This window comes from Massilia alkalitolerans DSM 17462 (genome assembly GCF_000427785.1).
GTDB classification, from domain to species: domain Bacteria; phylum Pseudomonadota; class Gammaproteobacteria; order Burkholderiales; family Burkholderiaceae_D; genus Telluria; species Telluria alkalitolerans.
Window position 1 is genome coordinate 108,854 of the sequence record NZ_ATYR01000012.1, and the last position, 16,774, is coordinate 125,627.

A 16,774-nucleotide genomic window follows, 5' to 3' on the forward strand; every position below is an offset into this window, starting at 1 on the left:
CCTGCTTGCTGCCTTTTCAGCGCCGCCTTTTCGAGCAGCTTTTGCAACAAGAACGATGATGAAAAAAAGTGTAATTGCTACCCTGCTGGCGCTTCCGCTGGCAGTCCCGGCCGCCTTTGCGCAGGATGGCGCCGGCTTCCCTTCCGTAAAAATCAGCGGCTTCGGCACCGGCGCCCTGACCTATGCCGACACCCGCCACGCCGAATTCGCACGCCCGAACCAGGCTGAAGGTTCGGCGCGCGGTTTCCGCACCGGCATCGACTCCAACCTCGGCCTGCAGGCCGACATGCCGGTCAACAGCTGGCTGTCGCTGACCGCCCAGGGCCTGGTGCGCAAGGATGCCGAAGCGAGCTACGGCGCCGAGCTGACCTGGGCCTTCGCCAAGGCCCGCATCTCGGACGAGCTGAGCGTGCGCGTCGGCCGCGTCGGCCTGCCGGTGTTCATGATCTCCGACTACCGCAACGTCGGCTACGCCAACCACACCGTGCGTCCGCCGGCGGAAGTCTATTCGCAGGTGCCCTTCAACAGCATCGACGGCCTGGATGTCACCTGGCAGCACGGCTTCGGCGACACCAGCCTGACCACCCAGGTGGCCTACGGCAACGTGAAGTCGCCGCTGGCCGGCGGCATGCACGCCAAGGGCAAGCAGATTGCCGCCTTGAACATCAGCGCCGAACACGGCCCCTTCACCGTCCGCGCCGGCCACGCCACCGCCAAGGTCACGGTCGACGACTCGGCCTCGCTGAACACCCTGGTGGGCGGCCTGCGCGCTGCCGGCGCCGGCTATCGCTTCCCGCAACTGCTCACCCTCGCCGATGAGATCCAGGCCAACGAAAAGCGTGCGACCTTCAGCTCGCTGGGCCTGGCCATGGACTGGAGCGACATCGTCGTCCAGACCGAGTACGCCAAGCGCAAGACCAAGGCCTACATCAACGACACCAGCGCCTGGTACGTGATGGGCGGCTACCGCATCGGCAAGTTCATGCCTTACGTCAGCCACGCCGTGCTGAAGATCGACAGCGCCGTCGTCAACACCGTGCCGGCAGCCTGCCCGGCCGGCTACCCGGCCGCCTGCACCCCGACCATGCAGCAGCTCGGCGCCGGCGTACGCCGCCTGCCGAACACCGGCGTCGGCCAGGGCGAGCAGTCGACCAGCAGCTTCGGTTTCCGCTGGGACTTCGCCAGCTCGGTCGCCCTGAAAGCGCAGATCGACCGCGTCAAGCCGAAGAACGGCAGCGGCCTGTTCGTGAACGCCCAGCCGGGCTTCAAGGGCGACGTCGTCGTCGGCGCCGTGGCCCTCGACTTCGTGTTCTAAGGAGCGGACCATGCACAAGATGATTGCAAAGCTGTTCGCTGCAGCCGCCCTCCTTGCAGCCGCTCCCGCGATGGCCGAAGTGGTCGTGGTGGTGAACCCGAAGGCCGCCGAAGCCTCGATGACCAGGGAGCAGGTGGCCCAGTTCTTCCTGGGTAAATCCAGCGCCATGACCCCGATCGACCAGGCCGATGCGAGCCCGGTCCGCGCCGAGTTCTACAAGAAGGTCGCGGAAAAAGACGCCGCCCAGGCCAAGGCCCTGTGGTCGAAGCTGGTCTTCACCGGCAAGGCCACGATGCCGAAGGAAGTCGCCGACAACGCCGCCGTGAAGGCCGCCGTCGCCGCCAACCCGAAGGCCATCGGCTACATCGACAAGAGCGCCGTCGACGGCAGCGTCAAGGTCGTCTACTCGGCACAGTAAGAGGCAACACCCTTACGTAGCACCCGCCGCCGGCCATGCGCCGCCGGCGGTTTATGCATTCTGGAGACTTCACCATGAGCATCAAGCGCAGGATCTGGGCACTGCCCGTCATTTCCGCCATTATTTTCGGCCTTGGCGCCGGCGCCAGCGCGATGATCGCGAACGGCGCGCTGACCTCGATTACCACGACCGCGAGCGTCGACTATCCGGTGCTCGATGCTTCCAAGGCACTCATTCTCGACGTCGCAGCCGTCACCGACGGCCTGCAGGACGCGGTCGCCGAAGGCGACAAGGACAAGATCGGCCAGGTCGGCGAGCAGGCCGACAAGCTGCGCGCCAAGCTCGAAAAGTTCAAGCAGATCCCGGGGCAGCTGGAAGCCGGCACGCGCCTGGGCAAGGAATTCGACGCCTATTACGCGCCGGCCCTGTCGGCCGCGCGCATCATGCTCGACATGGAGCAAGGCGATCCGCAGCTTGTCGTCGGCAAGATGCAATCGGCCCTCGCCGTGCTGAACGGCGACCTGGCCAAGGTCAACGAGGCGGCCCAGCGACAGTTTGCGGCCGGCATCGAAGCCAGCAAGAACAGCGTGAACGAGGTCGTGATCTCGATGATCGTGACCGCGCTGATCGTGATCGCCAGCCTGGCGCTGGTCTCGTGGTTCGTGGTGCGCACCATCTGGCAGCAACTGGGCGGCGAACCGGAATACGCCCGCGAGATCGCCCAGGCCGTGGCCAGCGGCGACCTGTCGACCGAGATCCGCCTGGAAGCCGGCGACAAGGGCAGCCTGCTGGTGGCACTGAAGGAAATGCGCGGCCGCCTGGCGACCCTGGTCGCCGAGATCAAGCTGTCGGCCGACACCATCGCCCTGGCCAGCTCGGAAATCGCGAGCGGCAATGCCGACCTGGCGCGCCGCACCGAATCGCAGGCCGAGAGCCTGGACCGTACCACCCGCTCGATGGAAGAACTCACCGGCGCCGTGCGCGAGAACGCGAGCGCCGCCAGCCAGGCCAATGCCCTGGTCGAGAGCGCGACCAGCATCGCGACCCGCGGCGGCCAGGTCGTGGGCGGCGTGGTGAGCACCATGGGCGACATCAACAGCTCGGCGAACAAGATCGTGGAGATCATCTCGGTCATCGACGGCATCGCCTTCCAGACCAATATCCTGGCGCTGAATGCGGCAGTGGAAGCGGCGCGCGCCGGCGAACAGGGCCGCGGCTTCGCGGTGGTGGCGGGCGAGGTGCGCAACCTGGCGCAGCGTTCGGCGGCGGCGGCCAAGGAGATCAAGGAACTGATCGGCGACTCGGTGTCCAAAGTGAGCGCCGGCAGCGCGCTGGTCGATGAAGCCGGCGTGACCATGGGCCAGATCGTGGAATCGGTGCGCAAGGTGCAGACCATCATGGCCGAGATCAGCGCCGCGGGCGCGCGCCAGAGCGCCGGCATCGACGACATCGGCCGCGCGATCGGCAGCATCGACGAGATGACCCAGCAGAACTCGGCGCTGGTGGAGGAAGCCTCGGCGGCGGCGGAGTCGCTCTCGGAGCAGACCACGCAGCTCACCAGCGCACTGTCGGTGTTCAAGCTGGAGACGGCAACGCCGGGGCTCGGTTCGCCTGCCAGGCGGCTGGCGCTCAAGTAAGCCGTCGATCGTCGCGCTTGCGGGCCGGCATGGCGTTATCGGCGCCATGCCGGCTTTTTTGCGCCCGCGCGCGCCGCATCAAGGCATTCCCTTGCCACCTCAACCATAATGCTTGTCGACCCAACCACAAGCGTTATTGGCTGCACCATATACGTGGCGCGTACGCATCTCCCGGGGCACGGCAAGCTTTACAAATTTGATGCCTGTAGGCATCATCAAAGAATCCATCCCGGGTAAAACTCCGTCCTTTCAGCCCTTCTCTTATGGCAGCAGTCCTTCCCAACACGATCACCGGTGCGCCCCTGTCGGGCCTGGCGCGGGCGCTCGTGCAGGCCGGCCGCCTGAGCCCGGGACAGGCGGATGGGCTGCACAAGAAAGCCGCCGCCGACAAGACCGCCTTCATCGACGCCCTGCTCGAGAGCGGCATCATCGAGCCGGCCGCCCTGGCCAGCTTCTGCGCCGAGACCTTCGGCTACCCTTTGCTCGACCTGTCCTGCTTCGCGCCCGAATCCCTCCCGGCGACCGCCATCGACGCCAAGCTGATGCAGGCGCAGCGCGTCATCGCGCTGGCCAAGCGTGGCAACAAGATGTCGGTGGCGCTGTCCGACCCGACCAATATCCAGGCCCTGGACCAGATCAAGTTCCAGAGCGAGGCCTCGGTGGAGCCGGTGATCGTGGCCCACGATGTCCTGCTCAAGCTGCTGGACAAGCTGGCCAAGAGCACCGAAGCCAGCCTGAACGAGCTGGTCGGCGACGATGCCGAGATCGAATTCGCCGAGGAAGAAGCGCAGGCGGCCGCGCTGCCGGACCCGGCGAGCGATGTCGAGGATGCGCCGATCGTGCGCTTCCTGAACAAGATCCTGATGGACGCGCTCCAGCTGGGCGCCTCCGACATCCACTTCGAGCCCTACGAGAAGTACTACCGCATCCGCATGCGCGTCGACGGCGTGCTGCGCGACCATGCCAATCCGCCGCTGTCGATCCGCGAGAAGCTGGTCTCGCGCATCAAGGTGCTGGCCAAGCTCGACATCTCGGAAAAGCGCGTGCCGCAGGACGGCCGCATGCGCCTGATCGTCGGCCCGACCCGCAGCATCGACTTCCGTGTCAGTACCCTGCCCACGCTGTTCGGCGAAAAGACCGTCATGCGTATCCTCGACGCCACCCAGGCGCAGATGGGCATCGACGCGCTCGGCTACGATCCCGAACAAAAGGCGCTGCTGCTGGACGCGATCTCGCGCCCCTACGGCATGGTGCTGGTCACCGGCCCAACCGGCTCCGGCAAGACGGTATCGCTGTACACCTGCCTGAACGTATTGAACAAGCCCGGCATCAACATCTCGACCGCCGAAGACCCGGCCGAGATCAACCTGCCCGGCGTGAACCAGGTGAACGTCAACGACAAGGCCGGCCTGACTTTCCCGGTGGCGCTGAAGTCTTTTCTCCGCCAGGATCCGGATATCATCATGGTCGGCGAGATCCGCGACCTGGAAACCGCCGACATCGCGATCAAGGCCGCCCAGACCGGCCACATGGTGTTCTCGACCCTGCACACCAACGACGCGCCCTCGACCCTGACCCGCCTGATGAACATGGGCGTGGCGCCTTTCAATATCGCCTCCTCGGTCATCCTGATCACGGCGCAGCGCCTGGCGCGCCGCCTGTGCAGCTGCAAGCAGCCGCTCGAGACCTCGCGCGAGGTGCTGGTCGCGGCCGGCTACCGCGACAGCGACCTGGAAGGCGGCTGGAAGCCCTATGGCCCGGTGGGCTGCGACCGCTGCCTCGGCTCCGGCTACAAGGGCCGCGTCGGCATCTACCAGCTCATGCCGATCACCCCGGCCATCGAGGCCCTGATCCTCGCGCACGGCAATTCGATGCAGATCGCCGAGCAGGCCGAGAAGGAAGGCGTGAACTCGCTGCGCCGCTCCGGCCTGATGAAGGTAAAACAAGGACTCACCAGTCTCGAAGAAGTGCTCGGCTGCACCAACGAATAGGCGACAAGAACATATGGCAACCTCCCTACAACCCCGGAGCCGCACCGCAGCGCAGGTCAAGGAAGCGGTCTACGCCTGGGAAGGCAAGGACAAGACCGGCAAGACCGTGCGCGGCGAACTGCGCGCCGGCGGCGAGGCGATCGTCAACGTCACGCTGCGCCGCCAGGGCATCCTGGTCACCAAGGTCAAGAAGAAGGCCTACCGCAGCGGACGCAAGATCACCGACAAGGACCTGACCCTGTTCACGCGCCAGCTGGCCACCATGATGAGGGCCGGCGTGCCGCTGCTGCAGGCCTTCGACATCGTCGGCAAGGGCCACGCCAACCCGTCCATGTCCAAGCTGATCATGGACCTGCGCAACGACGTCGAGACCGGCACCAGCCTGAACAATGCCTTCCGCAAGTACCCGGTCTACTTCGACCCGCTGTTCTGCAACCTGGTGGGCGCTGGCGAACAGGCCGGCATCCTGGAAGACCTCCTGACCCGCCTGGCGATCTACAAGGAAAAGACGCTGGCGATCAAGGGCAAGATCAAGTCGGCCCTGATGTACCCGATCTCGATCATCGCGATCGCCTTCGTCGTCACCGCGATCATCATGATCTGGGTGGTCCCCGCCTTCAAGGAAGTGTTCAAGACCTTCGGCGCCGACCTGCCCGCCCCGACCCTGATCGTGATGGGCATCTCGGACTTCGTCGTGGAATGGTGGTGGCTGATCTTCGGCGGGCTGTTCGCCGGCCTGTACTTCTTCTTCCAGTCCTGGAAGCGCTCGCGCAAGATGCAGCAGGCGATGGACCGCCTGCTGCTGCGCCTGCCGATCTTCGGCGCCGTGATCCGCAAGGCCACCATCGCGCGCTGGACCCGCACCCTGTCGACCATGTTCGCCGCCGGCGTGCCGCTGGTCGAAGCGCTCGACTCGGTCGGCGGCGCCTCGGGCAACGACGTCTACCTGGAAGCGACCAAGAAGATCCAGACCGAAGTCAGCACCGGCACCAGCCTGACCATCTCGATGCAGAACGCGAACGTGTTCCCCAACATGGTCATCCAGATGGTGCAGATCGGCGAGGAATCCGGCTCGCTCGACGCCATGCTGGGCAAGGTGGCGGATTTCTTCGAAGAAGAAGTGGACGAAGCGGTGGCGGCGCTGTCGTCGCTGATGGAGCCGCTGATCATGGTGATCCTGGGGGTGCTGATCGGCGGGCTGGTGATTGCGATGTATATGCCGATCTTCAAGCTGGGGTCGGTGGTCTGACCAACCGTTGTAGGTTCTCAGAATACTTCGCAGTATCTCAAAAAACTTCGCAGTGAAGTCGCAGTAATTCTCACGTAGTTCGCAGTAGCTCTACCTCTGTCTGAGGTAAAGCTACTGCTTAAGTACGACTATCTAAACCCCTACTTGCCAGCAGAGAAATGCGGGCCGTACACTGAGCCTTGAGGGACTTCCGCCCCCCCTTATCGGACGTTTAACAGCGTCCGAAGCGGTCGTCTTACCAAGAGAAGGCGACTGCGAGGCGAGAGCGCCGAGTCCGGGCACCTGCCCGAGTTTCGTGTCGTTCGACCTCGCAGATTACATTACCGCTTCTCTAATCTTCTGACAGCCAGTAGACGTCACCATCATATTCATCCTCATCCAAGTCACGTGTCCGAGGGTGCCCAAGACGTTCAAGTGAAACGAGAGTGCCGTCTCCATACATCCGTCGGCCGACTTTCGCGAATTGCACCACTGCGACAACGGGTACCACTAGCGACGCTTCCTCATTGTAGGCGCGAACTTCACCATGGACGTCGAATCGCAGAAAATCCGGTATTTCATCCTCCTTGCAATGACGGTGGGTCGACGTTGCCTGGTGGCCATCCGGAAAACCGATTTCGCGCTTTATCGCGTGAATTCGGGAATCAAAGGAGTCTTCGAAGGTTATTCGAGCTGCACTGTCCATACCTGACATGGTTGTTAGCCAGAATGGTGTGATACCACTCGGCCGAAATGCCATCGTAGCTTCTCGCCACTGTGCCTCAGTCAGGGAAAGCCCGAGGTCAGTCGCTCGTGCGAGCCCTGCGCCTTCGTCGAAGAGAACGTAGTGTGGCTTACGATTCAGGGTCTCAAGATCCGAAACGCGAAGTGACGCATAGGTTCGATGGCCTAAACAGGCAGCGAGCAGCTGATGCACCTGGCCGAGTTTAATTTTGGGTGTGTGCTTAGAAAGGAGGGAGTGTGCAATGCCACTCCAGCGGGAGAACTGGTCCATGATTGTCTCTCAATGCGCAGGAAACGTTGAGCGTTTAGCGTCTGCTGCGTTGAGAATCATGCGACGCGGAAGCAAGAGATAAATTCGTACCAGTTTAAGCCGCTCAAAACTTGGGCTGGGAGCCCAGGCGAGTCACACCCACTGTAATTCTGCCATTGAAACAAGTGAAATGCAACTTATGACTTGCGATCAGCTGGCCGCCAGTCGCCTTCGGAAGTGGTCATCTCCGTTCAGCCGATCTTGGCTGTTCGGCGTCGGGCAGCTGTCGACCGATTGAATGCGCAACCCGAAGCGGACCTTCTACTGTGGTGAGGTTCTAAATATTAATGGGGCTCGCCTGCCACTTCCTTTTTGATGCTTTCTAACTCGTCATTGGGCCGGCTCGAGCTGTCAAGGGCATATACCGAACCAAGCAGTTGGTATACACGATCACAGGGGACAAGTTTTCGCACAACGATCACAGCCGCCACTGCGCTTGCCCACTATGCAAGTTCTTCCACTTGAACGAGCATTCACCACAGACTGATCTGGCTCGTCGTCATCTAGTTGATCCAAGTCGATGACTCGAGCTGCAACACGCGCTGCGGCAATCGCCTCAATGGTGGACTCTACGCTGGGTATGCCCCCGGTGTGCTCTTCTCTCGTCACCGCAGCGAGAATGTGAGCGCATCCCTCCAGCCCAAGAAGCACGGCCCCGATCGCACTGGAGATGTGGTCCTGGCCTATGGCAGTATCTGTCGGTATCGGACCCAAGGGCATTATCGGAGTGCCGGAGGCGCGCAAAAGGACGGCGAGCCTCTTAATGTCTTTCGGCCGGGCATGGCCTGGCGACTCGATAATCACGTCGACTCCCTGACTCCGGATGTCACGCGCCAGTTCCGCTTGCACGCGAATCTCAGCGACTTGGGCAGCATCGCCGGAGTCGAAGATGTTAGCGGATCGGTACGATGCTCCTAGGCTCAACACGGTACCGTTCCGTTTAGCATGCGCTATTAGCTGGGGAAGGATCTTGACGTATGCGTTTTCTTCTTTCCAACCCCGACTCTCCGCGTCTGCGATGACTAGCCCTCCGCCGCGCGACGTGCATGGAACAAGGCGGGCGGCCGCCAGATCCTGAATGTTTCTGCTTGGCGTTGGATGAATCGTGAGCAGGCCCACGCCACACTCCATCTGCTCGATGGCCACATCTAGCAGTTCGCTTGGATCAATCTGCCCTTGGCGAGTCCGCGGTACGGTGTAGACCGGTAGGCAGGCTGCTGCTGCGGTTGTCTCACTCAGCACTCGCTGCCAAAGTGGAGGACCACTGTCAGGTGAGATGATGCTCAAATCGCTGATGATCTCAGGTCCATCTACCAAATCAGCAAGCGCTCGAATTTTCCGGGTCTGCTCCTCAATTTGCCTCGGATGGCTCGCGCCAACCAGCGCCATTACCAGAGTGCGGCATCCAGGACCGGCGTTGAACGAACGAAACGGGCTCCGAATTTGAATGGTGCGGTTTTGACTCATTGAGTAAGCATTTTCATGACGCACGCGACAACATCCTCGGGAGTCACAGAGTGACTTTGCGCCTTCGCGAGATAGGTTGGGTCTGAGGCTGCTAGAGCCTCACTGATTGCCGGATCCTCCAGCAGGCGCGAGGGTAGATCACCTCTGCATTCAGGGACAGGGAGGATACGGCATCCAACATCCTTCGCAAGCTCCACCTCAGCCTCCGTGCCCATGCCACCGTGGTACACGATCGCTACTTGTGCCGATCTCATTAGGGGAGCACGCCACTCCCGAAGTGCAGAAAGTAGCGTGCGATCATTCGAGAAACTGGGATTCGCGGCATACGGGTTAGAGAACAGCCGCAGACGGGGAAGGATGTCGACTTTGTTGTGTAAGCAAGTCTCCATGTAGGCGGACCTAACGTCTTGACCTACGCCTGTAGACTGGCCATCAAGAAGAATTAGCCCTGTCTTCTCGGCCAGCAGCTTGCCTACGGATTTAGGGTGGCTTGTTGCCTCGGAAACGTGTCGTGTATGAGAGCCGGTCACGAAGACAGTCTGCCCTCTAGATCGGAGCGAAATCTCTTGCAAGATGCTCTCAAGCTCCGAAAAGTCATCGATCTGGCACGCGGAAATGCCAACACGGGATAGATCACGCAACCAGAGATCTTGGCGCGCCTGCTTCGCAACTAACTCTTCCTGCGTGGCACCCCTTGCTCTCCGAAGGACAATATAGTGTTGGCGAAGAGCTTGCTTCCCTAATCTGCGCGCCTCGACAACAATATTCCGGATGTTGCTGTCAGCGTAAGAGTACCCAAGGAAGAGAAACTGCCGGTCTATCAAATCCTGCCTGAGTCGATGCGCAGTTGCGGGCCTATTTTCGAAAAAGTCGTCGTAGTCCTCCTGGGTGACCACTAAGTCGTTGGCTCCGGACTGCTCAATACAGCCGTGCATCTTGATCACCTCGATGTCCGGAACCCTTCCACCGCGAGAGATGGACTCGTCGGAAGCACGCACCGTCACTTTGAAATGGGCGCGAAACGCTTCTTCAAGCAAGGTGTCGTAATTTGTGGTCCAGAGGCATTTAACGTTTGTCCTCGCCAACATTGCATGGTACATGTTGTGCGCATAGGCCTTCTGTAGTACTTCACGAAAGTGAGCGACGAGGGGGGCCCGATTGTTCGCGCTATTGACGATATGCTGCGCAATCAACGGGAGGTCATCGCCGGGATTCAATTGAATTCCCAACCGTGTTTCTGCCATCCCCTGAAGCAGATTCATCCACCCAGGAACGCCAGATGGGGTCGATAATCCAGCGCCAACGAACACAGCACCGCGGCCCTCTACGAGAGCTTTTGAGAACTCGTTGATTACATCTCGGGGTTTTAACACGTCAGCGCTCCCAAAGTCACTTTTACTTTTGATGTCTCTATTCTCCTTGGCCCGAAAGGAGATAGGCTAAACGAGCGCCGCTCGTTCGCGGTGCACAGCCGGCCTGGATAGTGATGCATAGGATGCCGTGCGCTGCAGCAATATTATCATTCCGAAGGATCTCGATGCGGGTGAAGCATCGCAGGTCTCCAACTAACGCATCCTCGCTCCCTTCTCTACGGTTTCCGAGACAATCTCTCTGGGCACTGCCCGACGTGAGCGACAACGTTCGGAGAAGACCAGAGTGGTCGTTAGTGGTCGACTGCTATTGGCCGAACCCGGTCGTTCGCAATGCTCAATGTACGGCCCGCATTGCTCTGCTGGCAAGTTGGAGTTTTGACAGGCGCGCTAAGTACATCGCCAGCGACAGCGGCATGCAGGTGCTAAGCCCCGACTAGGTTGCCGCGTTCGTTAAAGCCGAGCCACCGTTCGAGCCACTGGGCTGAGCAGCATCTCGGATGCGGGATCACAATCGACGAGTACGTAGCAATCACATGCGCGGGACAACGCTACTTTCTCGACCATGTCGACGCGATCGCAAGCGGCGGTTTGTTCGATGCTACCGAGCGGGGGGGACTCGGGTCGAGCTTGCCAACGGTACTGGCCTCCACGCCGCCCTGCTATACCTTAGAGGTCTTCAGCAGTTTGAATCGCCCCGGATTTTGTGGAGGCTCCATTCTTTGAGAAAATGGAGCTATGAAGAAGCAACCCAAGTATTCTCCCGAAGTCATCGAGCGCGCTGTGCGCATGGTCAGCGAGGCTGCCAGCGAGTATGAATCGCAGTGGGCGGCCATCACATCAATCGCGGCCAAGATCGGCTGTACGCCAGAGACGCTGCGCCGCTGGGTACGCCAGCAGGAGCGCGATACCGGCCAGCGTCCAGGTCCCACCACTGCTGAAGAAGAGCGCATCAAGGCGCTGGAGCGAGAGGTGCGCGAGCTGCGCAAGGCAAACGAGATCCTGCGTCTGGCGAGTGCGTTTTTCGCTCAGGCGGAGCTCGACCGCCGCTTCAAGCCGTGAGGAAGTTTGTCGACCAGTACCGCCATGCTTACGGTGTCGAGCCGATCTGCCGGATGATGCAGGTCGCGCCGTCGGGCTACTGGCGATACGCCGCGCAACAGCGAAATCCTGAGTTGCGTTGCGCACGTGCCCAGCGCGACGACGTGCTGAGCGTCGACATCGAACGGGTCTGGCAAGCAAATTTGCAGGTCTACGGCGCCGACAAGGTCTGGCGTCAGCTGCGGCGTGAGGGGGGCGATGTGGCCCGCTGCACCGTGGAGCGCTTGATGCGCAAGGCCGGTCTGCGTGGTGTCGTGCGAGGCAAGGTCGTGCGCACGACGGTTGCCGATGCCAAGGCTCCGTGCCCGCTCGATCGGGTCAACCGCCAGTTCAAGGCGCAGCGGCCAAACCAGCTGTGGGTCAGCGATTTTACGTATGTCTCGACCTGGCAGGGCTTTGTCTATGTCGCCTTCGTCATCGACGTTTTCGCCCGGCGCATCGTCGGTTGGCGGGTGAGCAGCTCGATGCGGACTGACTTTGTGCTCGATGCGCTGGAACAGGCGCTGTACGCGCGTCAGCCGGAACGGAACGAGCTGGTCCACCATAGCGATAGGGGCTCTCAATACGTTTCGATAAAGTACAGCGAGCGCCTGGCAGAAGCTGGCATTGAGCCATCTGTGGGCAGCAAGGGGGACAGCTATGACAATGCCCTGGCCGAGACCATCAACGGGCTCTACAAGGCTGAGCTGATCCACCGCCGCGCTCCTTGGAAAACGCGTGAAGCCGTCGAGCTGGCCACGCTGGAATGGGTTTCCTGGTTCAACCACCATCGCCTGCTGGAGCCGCTCGGCTATATACCGCCGGCGGAAGCTGAGGCAAACTATTACGCGCAACTGAGCAGTCAGGTTATTCTCGCCTGACTCACACTAACCGGCCTCCACGAAAGCCGGGGCGATTCAGGCTCCGACTTATCCGAGTTTCTGTTTGCGATGGCCTATGCTTTTCCGGACGCGTACGTCCTATTTTGGCCGTTTGCGGATGATCGGAATGGTTCAGTGTACGAAATTGTTGCCACAGGGCCAAGCAAAAGTCTGTTAAGCGCTTTTATCTTAAAGCGAATTTAGCTCGGCATTCCGGGTTTGGAAACGGCATTATTGGCACTTGAGACGATGTATTTGATTGTCTATTTCGCTGGATTTCGTCTCAAAATCCATGACGAAGGCACGGTAAAGGAAGCAATTAGCCAATCCTAAGCAATTCCTTAAAAATGGCCCCGCCTCAAGCGATCCCCACCGTTCGGACGCCCGCTGCTTTCAGAAGATCGTATAGCGCAGCAATCTTGGTTCGAGGTCCTCGCTCCGCGGTATAAGTAAAGATTACCCGCTGCTTCGCACGGGTGAACGCCACGAAGAAGCCAGCTGTGGCCTCAACAGCATCCTTCTCGTAGCTCCACCAGGCGGAGTCGTCCAGTCCAATGAAGATCACAGTGTGATATTCCAGCCCCTTGCTCTTGTGGAGCGTCATCAGCGGGAGCGCGTTTCGCCCCTCATAGGCATCTAACGCCGCAGCCCAATCGGGAACATGGCTTCCACTTGCGTGCAAATGCAGCGTGATACTGTTATGGACGTCAAGAAGCCAGTCTTCCTGTTTGTAGGGAGCGTAGGCCGCCATCAGGGTGTCGCGACCTACGAAAGAAATCACTGTTTGTACTGCGACGCGCATTTCTGCCCCCGTATCGGGCGGCCGGGGATATTGTGCGCGGAACCGGTGTGCAAATGCGTCAAGGTCTCGGGCCAGAGCACGGCGAGCCCGGTCATCCGCAGGTGCGATACCGCGTAAGTCTGCCAAGGCATGCTGAACATCGTTCCACGTGGCTCCTCCCCGGATAGCGCAGGCAAAACGCAGGAGCAGCAGTACTAGCTCGGACAGCGGCTCTGCCATCAACTCTTGCAGCATCTGGGCACCGACATATGCCGCTTCGTTGCGTAGCGCGATGCCTTGAGCTGCGAAAGCGGGGGCGAGCACTTGGACGTAGTCGTCGACCTTCTGCCGCACCAGCAGCACGAAGTCACTGGGCTGCAGATTATGCTCATGCATTTGTGCCGCGATATATTGCGCGAGCATGTAGGCCTCGGTCTTTGTCGTCGTAAAGTCCCATACCGCACAACAGGTGTCGGCAATGCTCGCTACGGCTTTTGATTCCGATGGCGCAACGGCAGAATCAAGCGCTTGCGCAAGTACATGTTGAATGCTGACGAGCTGTGGCGATGAGCGGTAATTGCTAAGCAGGGGGAGTCGCCGTGCGCCAAAAGTCCGCTCGAATATGCTGAAAGGATCGGCCATCGCGTGCGCGAAGCGCATGATCTGTTGCTTGTTGTCACCCACCGCTGTCATGATCGTACGCGTACCAAGGAAGACTCCTTGCACGAGATCGAATTGGGCTTGCGTCGTGTCTTGGAATTCATCCATAAACACGTGCGAGTAGGTAAGCGCGAGGGCGTTGCGCAGTGGCGCGTTGACACGAACCAATAGTTCGGCGAGTCGGCTGAGCATGGCAAAACTAAGATAGCTACGCCGAGCGCCTCGCAGTTGTTCGTTCCAGAAGCGCTGGCCAGCCCACTGACCAACCGTTGCGGGCGCCCAGCCCGACTCGGGTAGTGGCTCACCCAACACATGATGGCGCTCAAAGCCGTTCGGCACGAGCATTTGAACTGCCCATTGGCCGAAGGGGTTTTCCCGTGCGAGGCTGGCACGCCGGAGAAAGTCGGGCAAATGATTTTTGTTCGGCAACAGGATTTCGTACGGAGACGTGGGTCGCCAAATTTCCGGTAGAGCCTGTCCGAACCGGTCCACAAGTCCCTTTGCAAACGCATCAAAAGTCAGCGAGTCGAAACGGTTGGCATGGTCGGGATGGCAGCGCTGACGCACACGGTGTGCGAGATTGCGCGCCGCATCACGTTTAAAGCTAATGGCCAGGATCCGCTGCGGTCTCGGAGAGGCCCCCGTCTGTAGTAAAAAAGCGGCGCGCTGCGCGAGCAGTTCCGTCTTACCAGCCCCGGGTCCAGCGAGCACCGAGTGGTGCTCGCTGGATGTCACGACAGTCCAGGCATTCGGCTCCAGGTCTGTAACATCCACGGGCTGCCAATGGCTGGGACGAATGCGTCGCGGTGGCAAAGACATATCACAGCCCCGATAGCCGGTTGGATATATGCTGCAGCACACGCTGTAGCGACGGCGGCATATAGGTCCTCAGCGCGGGCAGTTCAACATGCCCCAGCGCGCGTAAGTGCGTGGCGGGTTTGCTGTGCGTAAGGAAAAGGTACCGGTAAGCAGCCATTTGCTCTTTGAACTTCTCAGCATCGCCGGTGTAACTCTCCAGTCCCGGTCCTGCAGTACCCAGCACTATTTTCGCGGCGTTCTCGTCGTTCATCCGCGGCCCGGTTCCATCGATCGTAGCCGCGTAGGCCGCCGGAAACGCGGTCAGCATTGCGAGGTCAAGGTCCAGAGGCCAAGAGAAAAACACCGCGAAAGACGTCTCTAAGTAGCTCAACCACCATTTTAGATGTTCGTTAGGCCAGGATTCCATCTGGGCGAGCCCTTCGTCATTGAGGTACGTTCCGTTCTCGAACCTAAGAAAAATTTGTTCCCGCGGAACGCCAAGTGCAAGCAATTGCTGAAGGACATTCTTTACTCTACCAAAGCCTCCACCGGCGCGTCCAAGGTCAAGGTCAAGCAAGGTGGCGTACGGAATACCGAGGCCGTGCAGAAGGCGCCAAAAATGGTTCACGTGCCTGCCGCCCAGCGGCACTATCGCTACGAACGACGGATCCACGAGCAAGTTAAGGGCTTCAGCGAGACGCGGCAGCACGATACGTTCCGAATCTCCCTCTACTAGGAGCACGAACCGTGCAAAGTACAACTCGGGGAAGGCTAGGAAAGCGTTGCGCACGAACTTGATGGCCTCGATGTCCGAGGCCGGCATCGGTATAGGGCGGACCGTCGACACACCAGTCATTGTGTCGCGTCGGCAGTAGCGTACGTCATCTGGCGGCACGCGTCCCAAGACCGACGGCGAATGGCTTGATACAAAAGCCTGCCCGGCCCCGGTCTCGACCAAAGTGTGGAGCTGCTGGAGGATGCGCGAGAGATAGTAAGGTGCCAGATGGTTTTCAGGCTCCTCGACAGCAAATAGAGTTAGGGCAGGCACGCTGAGCTCGTCAGTCCGAAATCCTTTAATGTGCCCTGCTACCGCCGCACGCTCCACATCAAAGACTGCAGCGGCTAGAGCAAAGTAAAAGAGTGATTGCTGACCGTCGCTCAACGCGTCTAGACCCCGGTCCTCGCCGCCGGGACCTCGCTTGAACATCACGCCAATACGCCCGACGATTTGCTCAAAGCGCCGACTCATAACGCTCAGCTCAGGCGCGCAGTCGATGTCGCCATCGTGCAGATTTTCCCAGCGCCTGGACAGTGACTTGCTGATGGCTTGGATCGCTTTCTCGCTACCAAACGCGGCCATTAGCTGCTCACTAGCAGTATCAACCGCCATTTCCGTATCGAGCGACCATTCGATAGCCCTCAGCAGACGTGCAGCCAAGGCGCCGGTCGTGTCACGGATCTGCGCTGCAGCGTCGCGACTAGCTGGCGTATAGAGCAGCTGGATCAGCCCGCGGTCGCTCGGCAACACCGTCGATTCTTGATCCGCGCGGATTGTTTCATCATTCGTATGGATCCAGTTCAGGTCCTGGCTAATGGCTCCTTCAGCTGTACCGTCGGCATCCCAGCGGGCCCGCAAGCGCAAACGGCATAATGGCGTGCTCCCGGGACGCTCGATATGCATGTGACGGAATACGGGAGCGATTGTTGCAGCGTTTGCGCTGCCATACACGAGTTCGGGCAGGCTCAAGCGCACATCAATCGAGAGCGTTCGCGATTGAGGGTGTCTGATTTCCTTGGCAGGAACATGGAAATCGGATGGGACTACAGTACGCTGGGCCCGCGTTACCCCAAACAGCCGCATGAGCGCCTGTAACACTGCGGTCTTACCAGAACCATTGGGTCCCACGATCGCGGTAACCGCATGGCTAAATGGAATGCTCACGGGACTCGTGCCGAAGCATCGAAAACCGGTAATGGTCACGCTCTCAATATGCATTAACTAGCTCTGCAGTAAAAACTATTATTGAACTTCGGCCTGACATATTGTGTTGTCACTTCTCGACCGATCGTAGAGGCTCGCACAGTACTTCATGA

General features: G+C 60.2%; 11 protein-coding genes and 1 other annotated feature. Of the genes, 6 read left to right on the plus strand and 5 right to left on the minus strand.

Annotated elements, in window-relative coordinates:
- Positions 1 to 58: 58 nt before the first annotated feature.
- The 5 genes from YWC_RS0114195 to YWC_RS0114215 all read left to right on the plus strand — a co-directional run bounded on the left by YWC_RS0114195 (position 59) and on the right by YWC_RS0114215 (position 6,610).
- The gene (locus YWC_RS0114195) at positions 59 to 1,315 is read left to right on the plus strand and encodes a hypothetical protein (RefSeq protein ID WP_027865979.1); all 1,257 of its coding nucleotides are present in this window, start codon (positions 59 to 61) and stop codon (positions 1,313 to 1,315) included.
- Positions 1,316 to 1,325: 10 nt separating this feature from the next.
- Positions 1,326 to 1,733 carry a hypothetical protein gene (locus tag YWC_RS0114200; RefSeq protein ID WP_027865980.1) on the plus strand — a complete coding sequence of 136 codons (408 nt, stop codon included), beginning with the start codon at positions 1,326 to 1,328 and terminating at the stop codon, positions 1,731 to 1,733.
- 74 nt (positions 1,734 to 1,807) lie between these two features.
- The gene (locus tag YWC_RS0114205; protein WP_027865981.1) at positions 1,808 to 3,370 is read left to right on the plus strand and encodes a methyl-accepting chemotaxis protein; all 1,563 of its coding nucleotides are present in this window, start codon (positions 1,808 to 1,810) and stop codon (positions 3,368 to 3,370) included.
- A gap of 263 nt (positions 3,371 to 3,633) precedes the next feature.
- A complete protein-coding gene (pilB, locus tag YWC_RS0114210; RefSeq protein ID WP_036214386.1) occupies positions 3,634 to 5,361 on the plus strand; it encodes a type IV-A pilus assembly ATPase PilB in 1,728 nt (575 codons plus the stop codon).
- Positions 5,362 to 5,374: 13 nt separating this feature from the next.
- On the plus strand, positions 5,375 to 6,610 hold the full coding sequence (locus YWC_RS0114215) for a type II secretion system F family protein (RefSeq protein ID WP_027865983.1): 1,236 nt from the start codon (positions 5,375 to 5,377) through the stop codon (positions 6,608 to 6,610).
- 331 nt (positions 6,611 to 6,941) lie between these two features.
- Here the strand turns inward: YWC_RS0114215 and YWC_RS32820 are convergent, their stop codons facing one another.
- The 3 genes from YWC_RS32820 to YWC_RS0114230 all read right to left on the minus strand — a co-directional run bounded on the left by YWC_RS32820 (position 6,942) and on the right by YWC_RS0114230 (position 10,372).
- Positions 6,942 to 7,604 (minus strand): hypothetical protein, encoded by a 663-nt coding sequence (locus tag YWC_RS32820; RefSeq protein WP_156923675.1) that lies wholly within the window; start codon positions 7,602 to 7,604, stop codon positions 6,942 to 6,944.
- A 429-nt stretch (positions 7,605 to 8,033) separates the two neighbouring features.
- A complete protein-coding gene (locus YWC_RS34180) occupies positions 8,034 to 9,110 on the minus strand; it encodes a phosphomethylpyrimidine synthase ThiC (protein ID WP_084416430.1) in 1,077 nt (358 codons plus the stop codon).
- Positions 9,107 to 10,372, minus strand: coding sequence for an SIR2 family protein (locus YWC_RS0114230; RefSeq protein ID WP_051306458.1), 1,266 nt, complete (start codon positions 10,370 to 10,372; stop codon positions 9,107 to 9,109). The genes YWC_RS34180 and YWC_RS0114230 overlap by 4 nt, the downstream gene beginning before the upstream one ends.
- An 846-nt stretch (positions 10,373 to 11,218) precedes the next feature.
- Here YWC_RS0114230 and YWC_RS0114240 point away from each other — a divergent pair.
- A protein-coding gene (locus tag YWC_RS0114240) for an IS3 family transposase (protein ID WP_156923677.1) occupies positions 11,219 to 12,441 on the plus strand; the annotation gives its coding sequence in 2 pieces (ribosomal slippage) (positions 11,219 to 11,507 and positions 11,507 to 12,441; 1,224 coding nt in all).
- Positions 11,497 to 11,613 (plus strand) — a sequence feature (AL1L pseudoknot). Its footprint overlaps the gene before it by 117 nt.
- 358 nt (positions 12,442 to 12,799) lie before the next feature.
- Here YWC_RS0114240 and YWC_RS0114245 read toward each other — a convergent pair.
- The gene (locus YWC_RS0114245) at positions 12,800 to 14,701 is read right to left on the minus strand and encodes a UvrD-helicase domain-containing protein (RefSeq protein WP_027865988.1); all 1,902 of its coding nucleotides are present in this window, start codon (positions 14,699 to 14,701) and stop codon (positions 12,800 to 12,802) included.
- Position 14,702: 1 nt separating this feature from the next.
- Complete coding sequence (locus YWC_RS0114250) at positions 14,703 to 16,622, minus strand: ATP-dependent nuclease (RefSeq protein WP_229413103.1); 1,920 nt, start codon at positions 16,620 to 16,622, stop codon at positions 14,703 to 14,705.
- Positions 16,623 to 16,774: the final 152 nt, after the last annotated feature.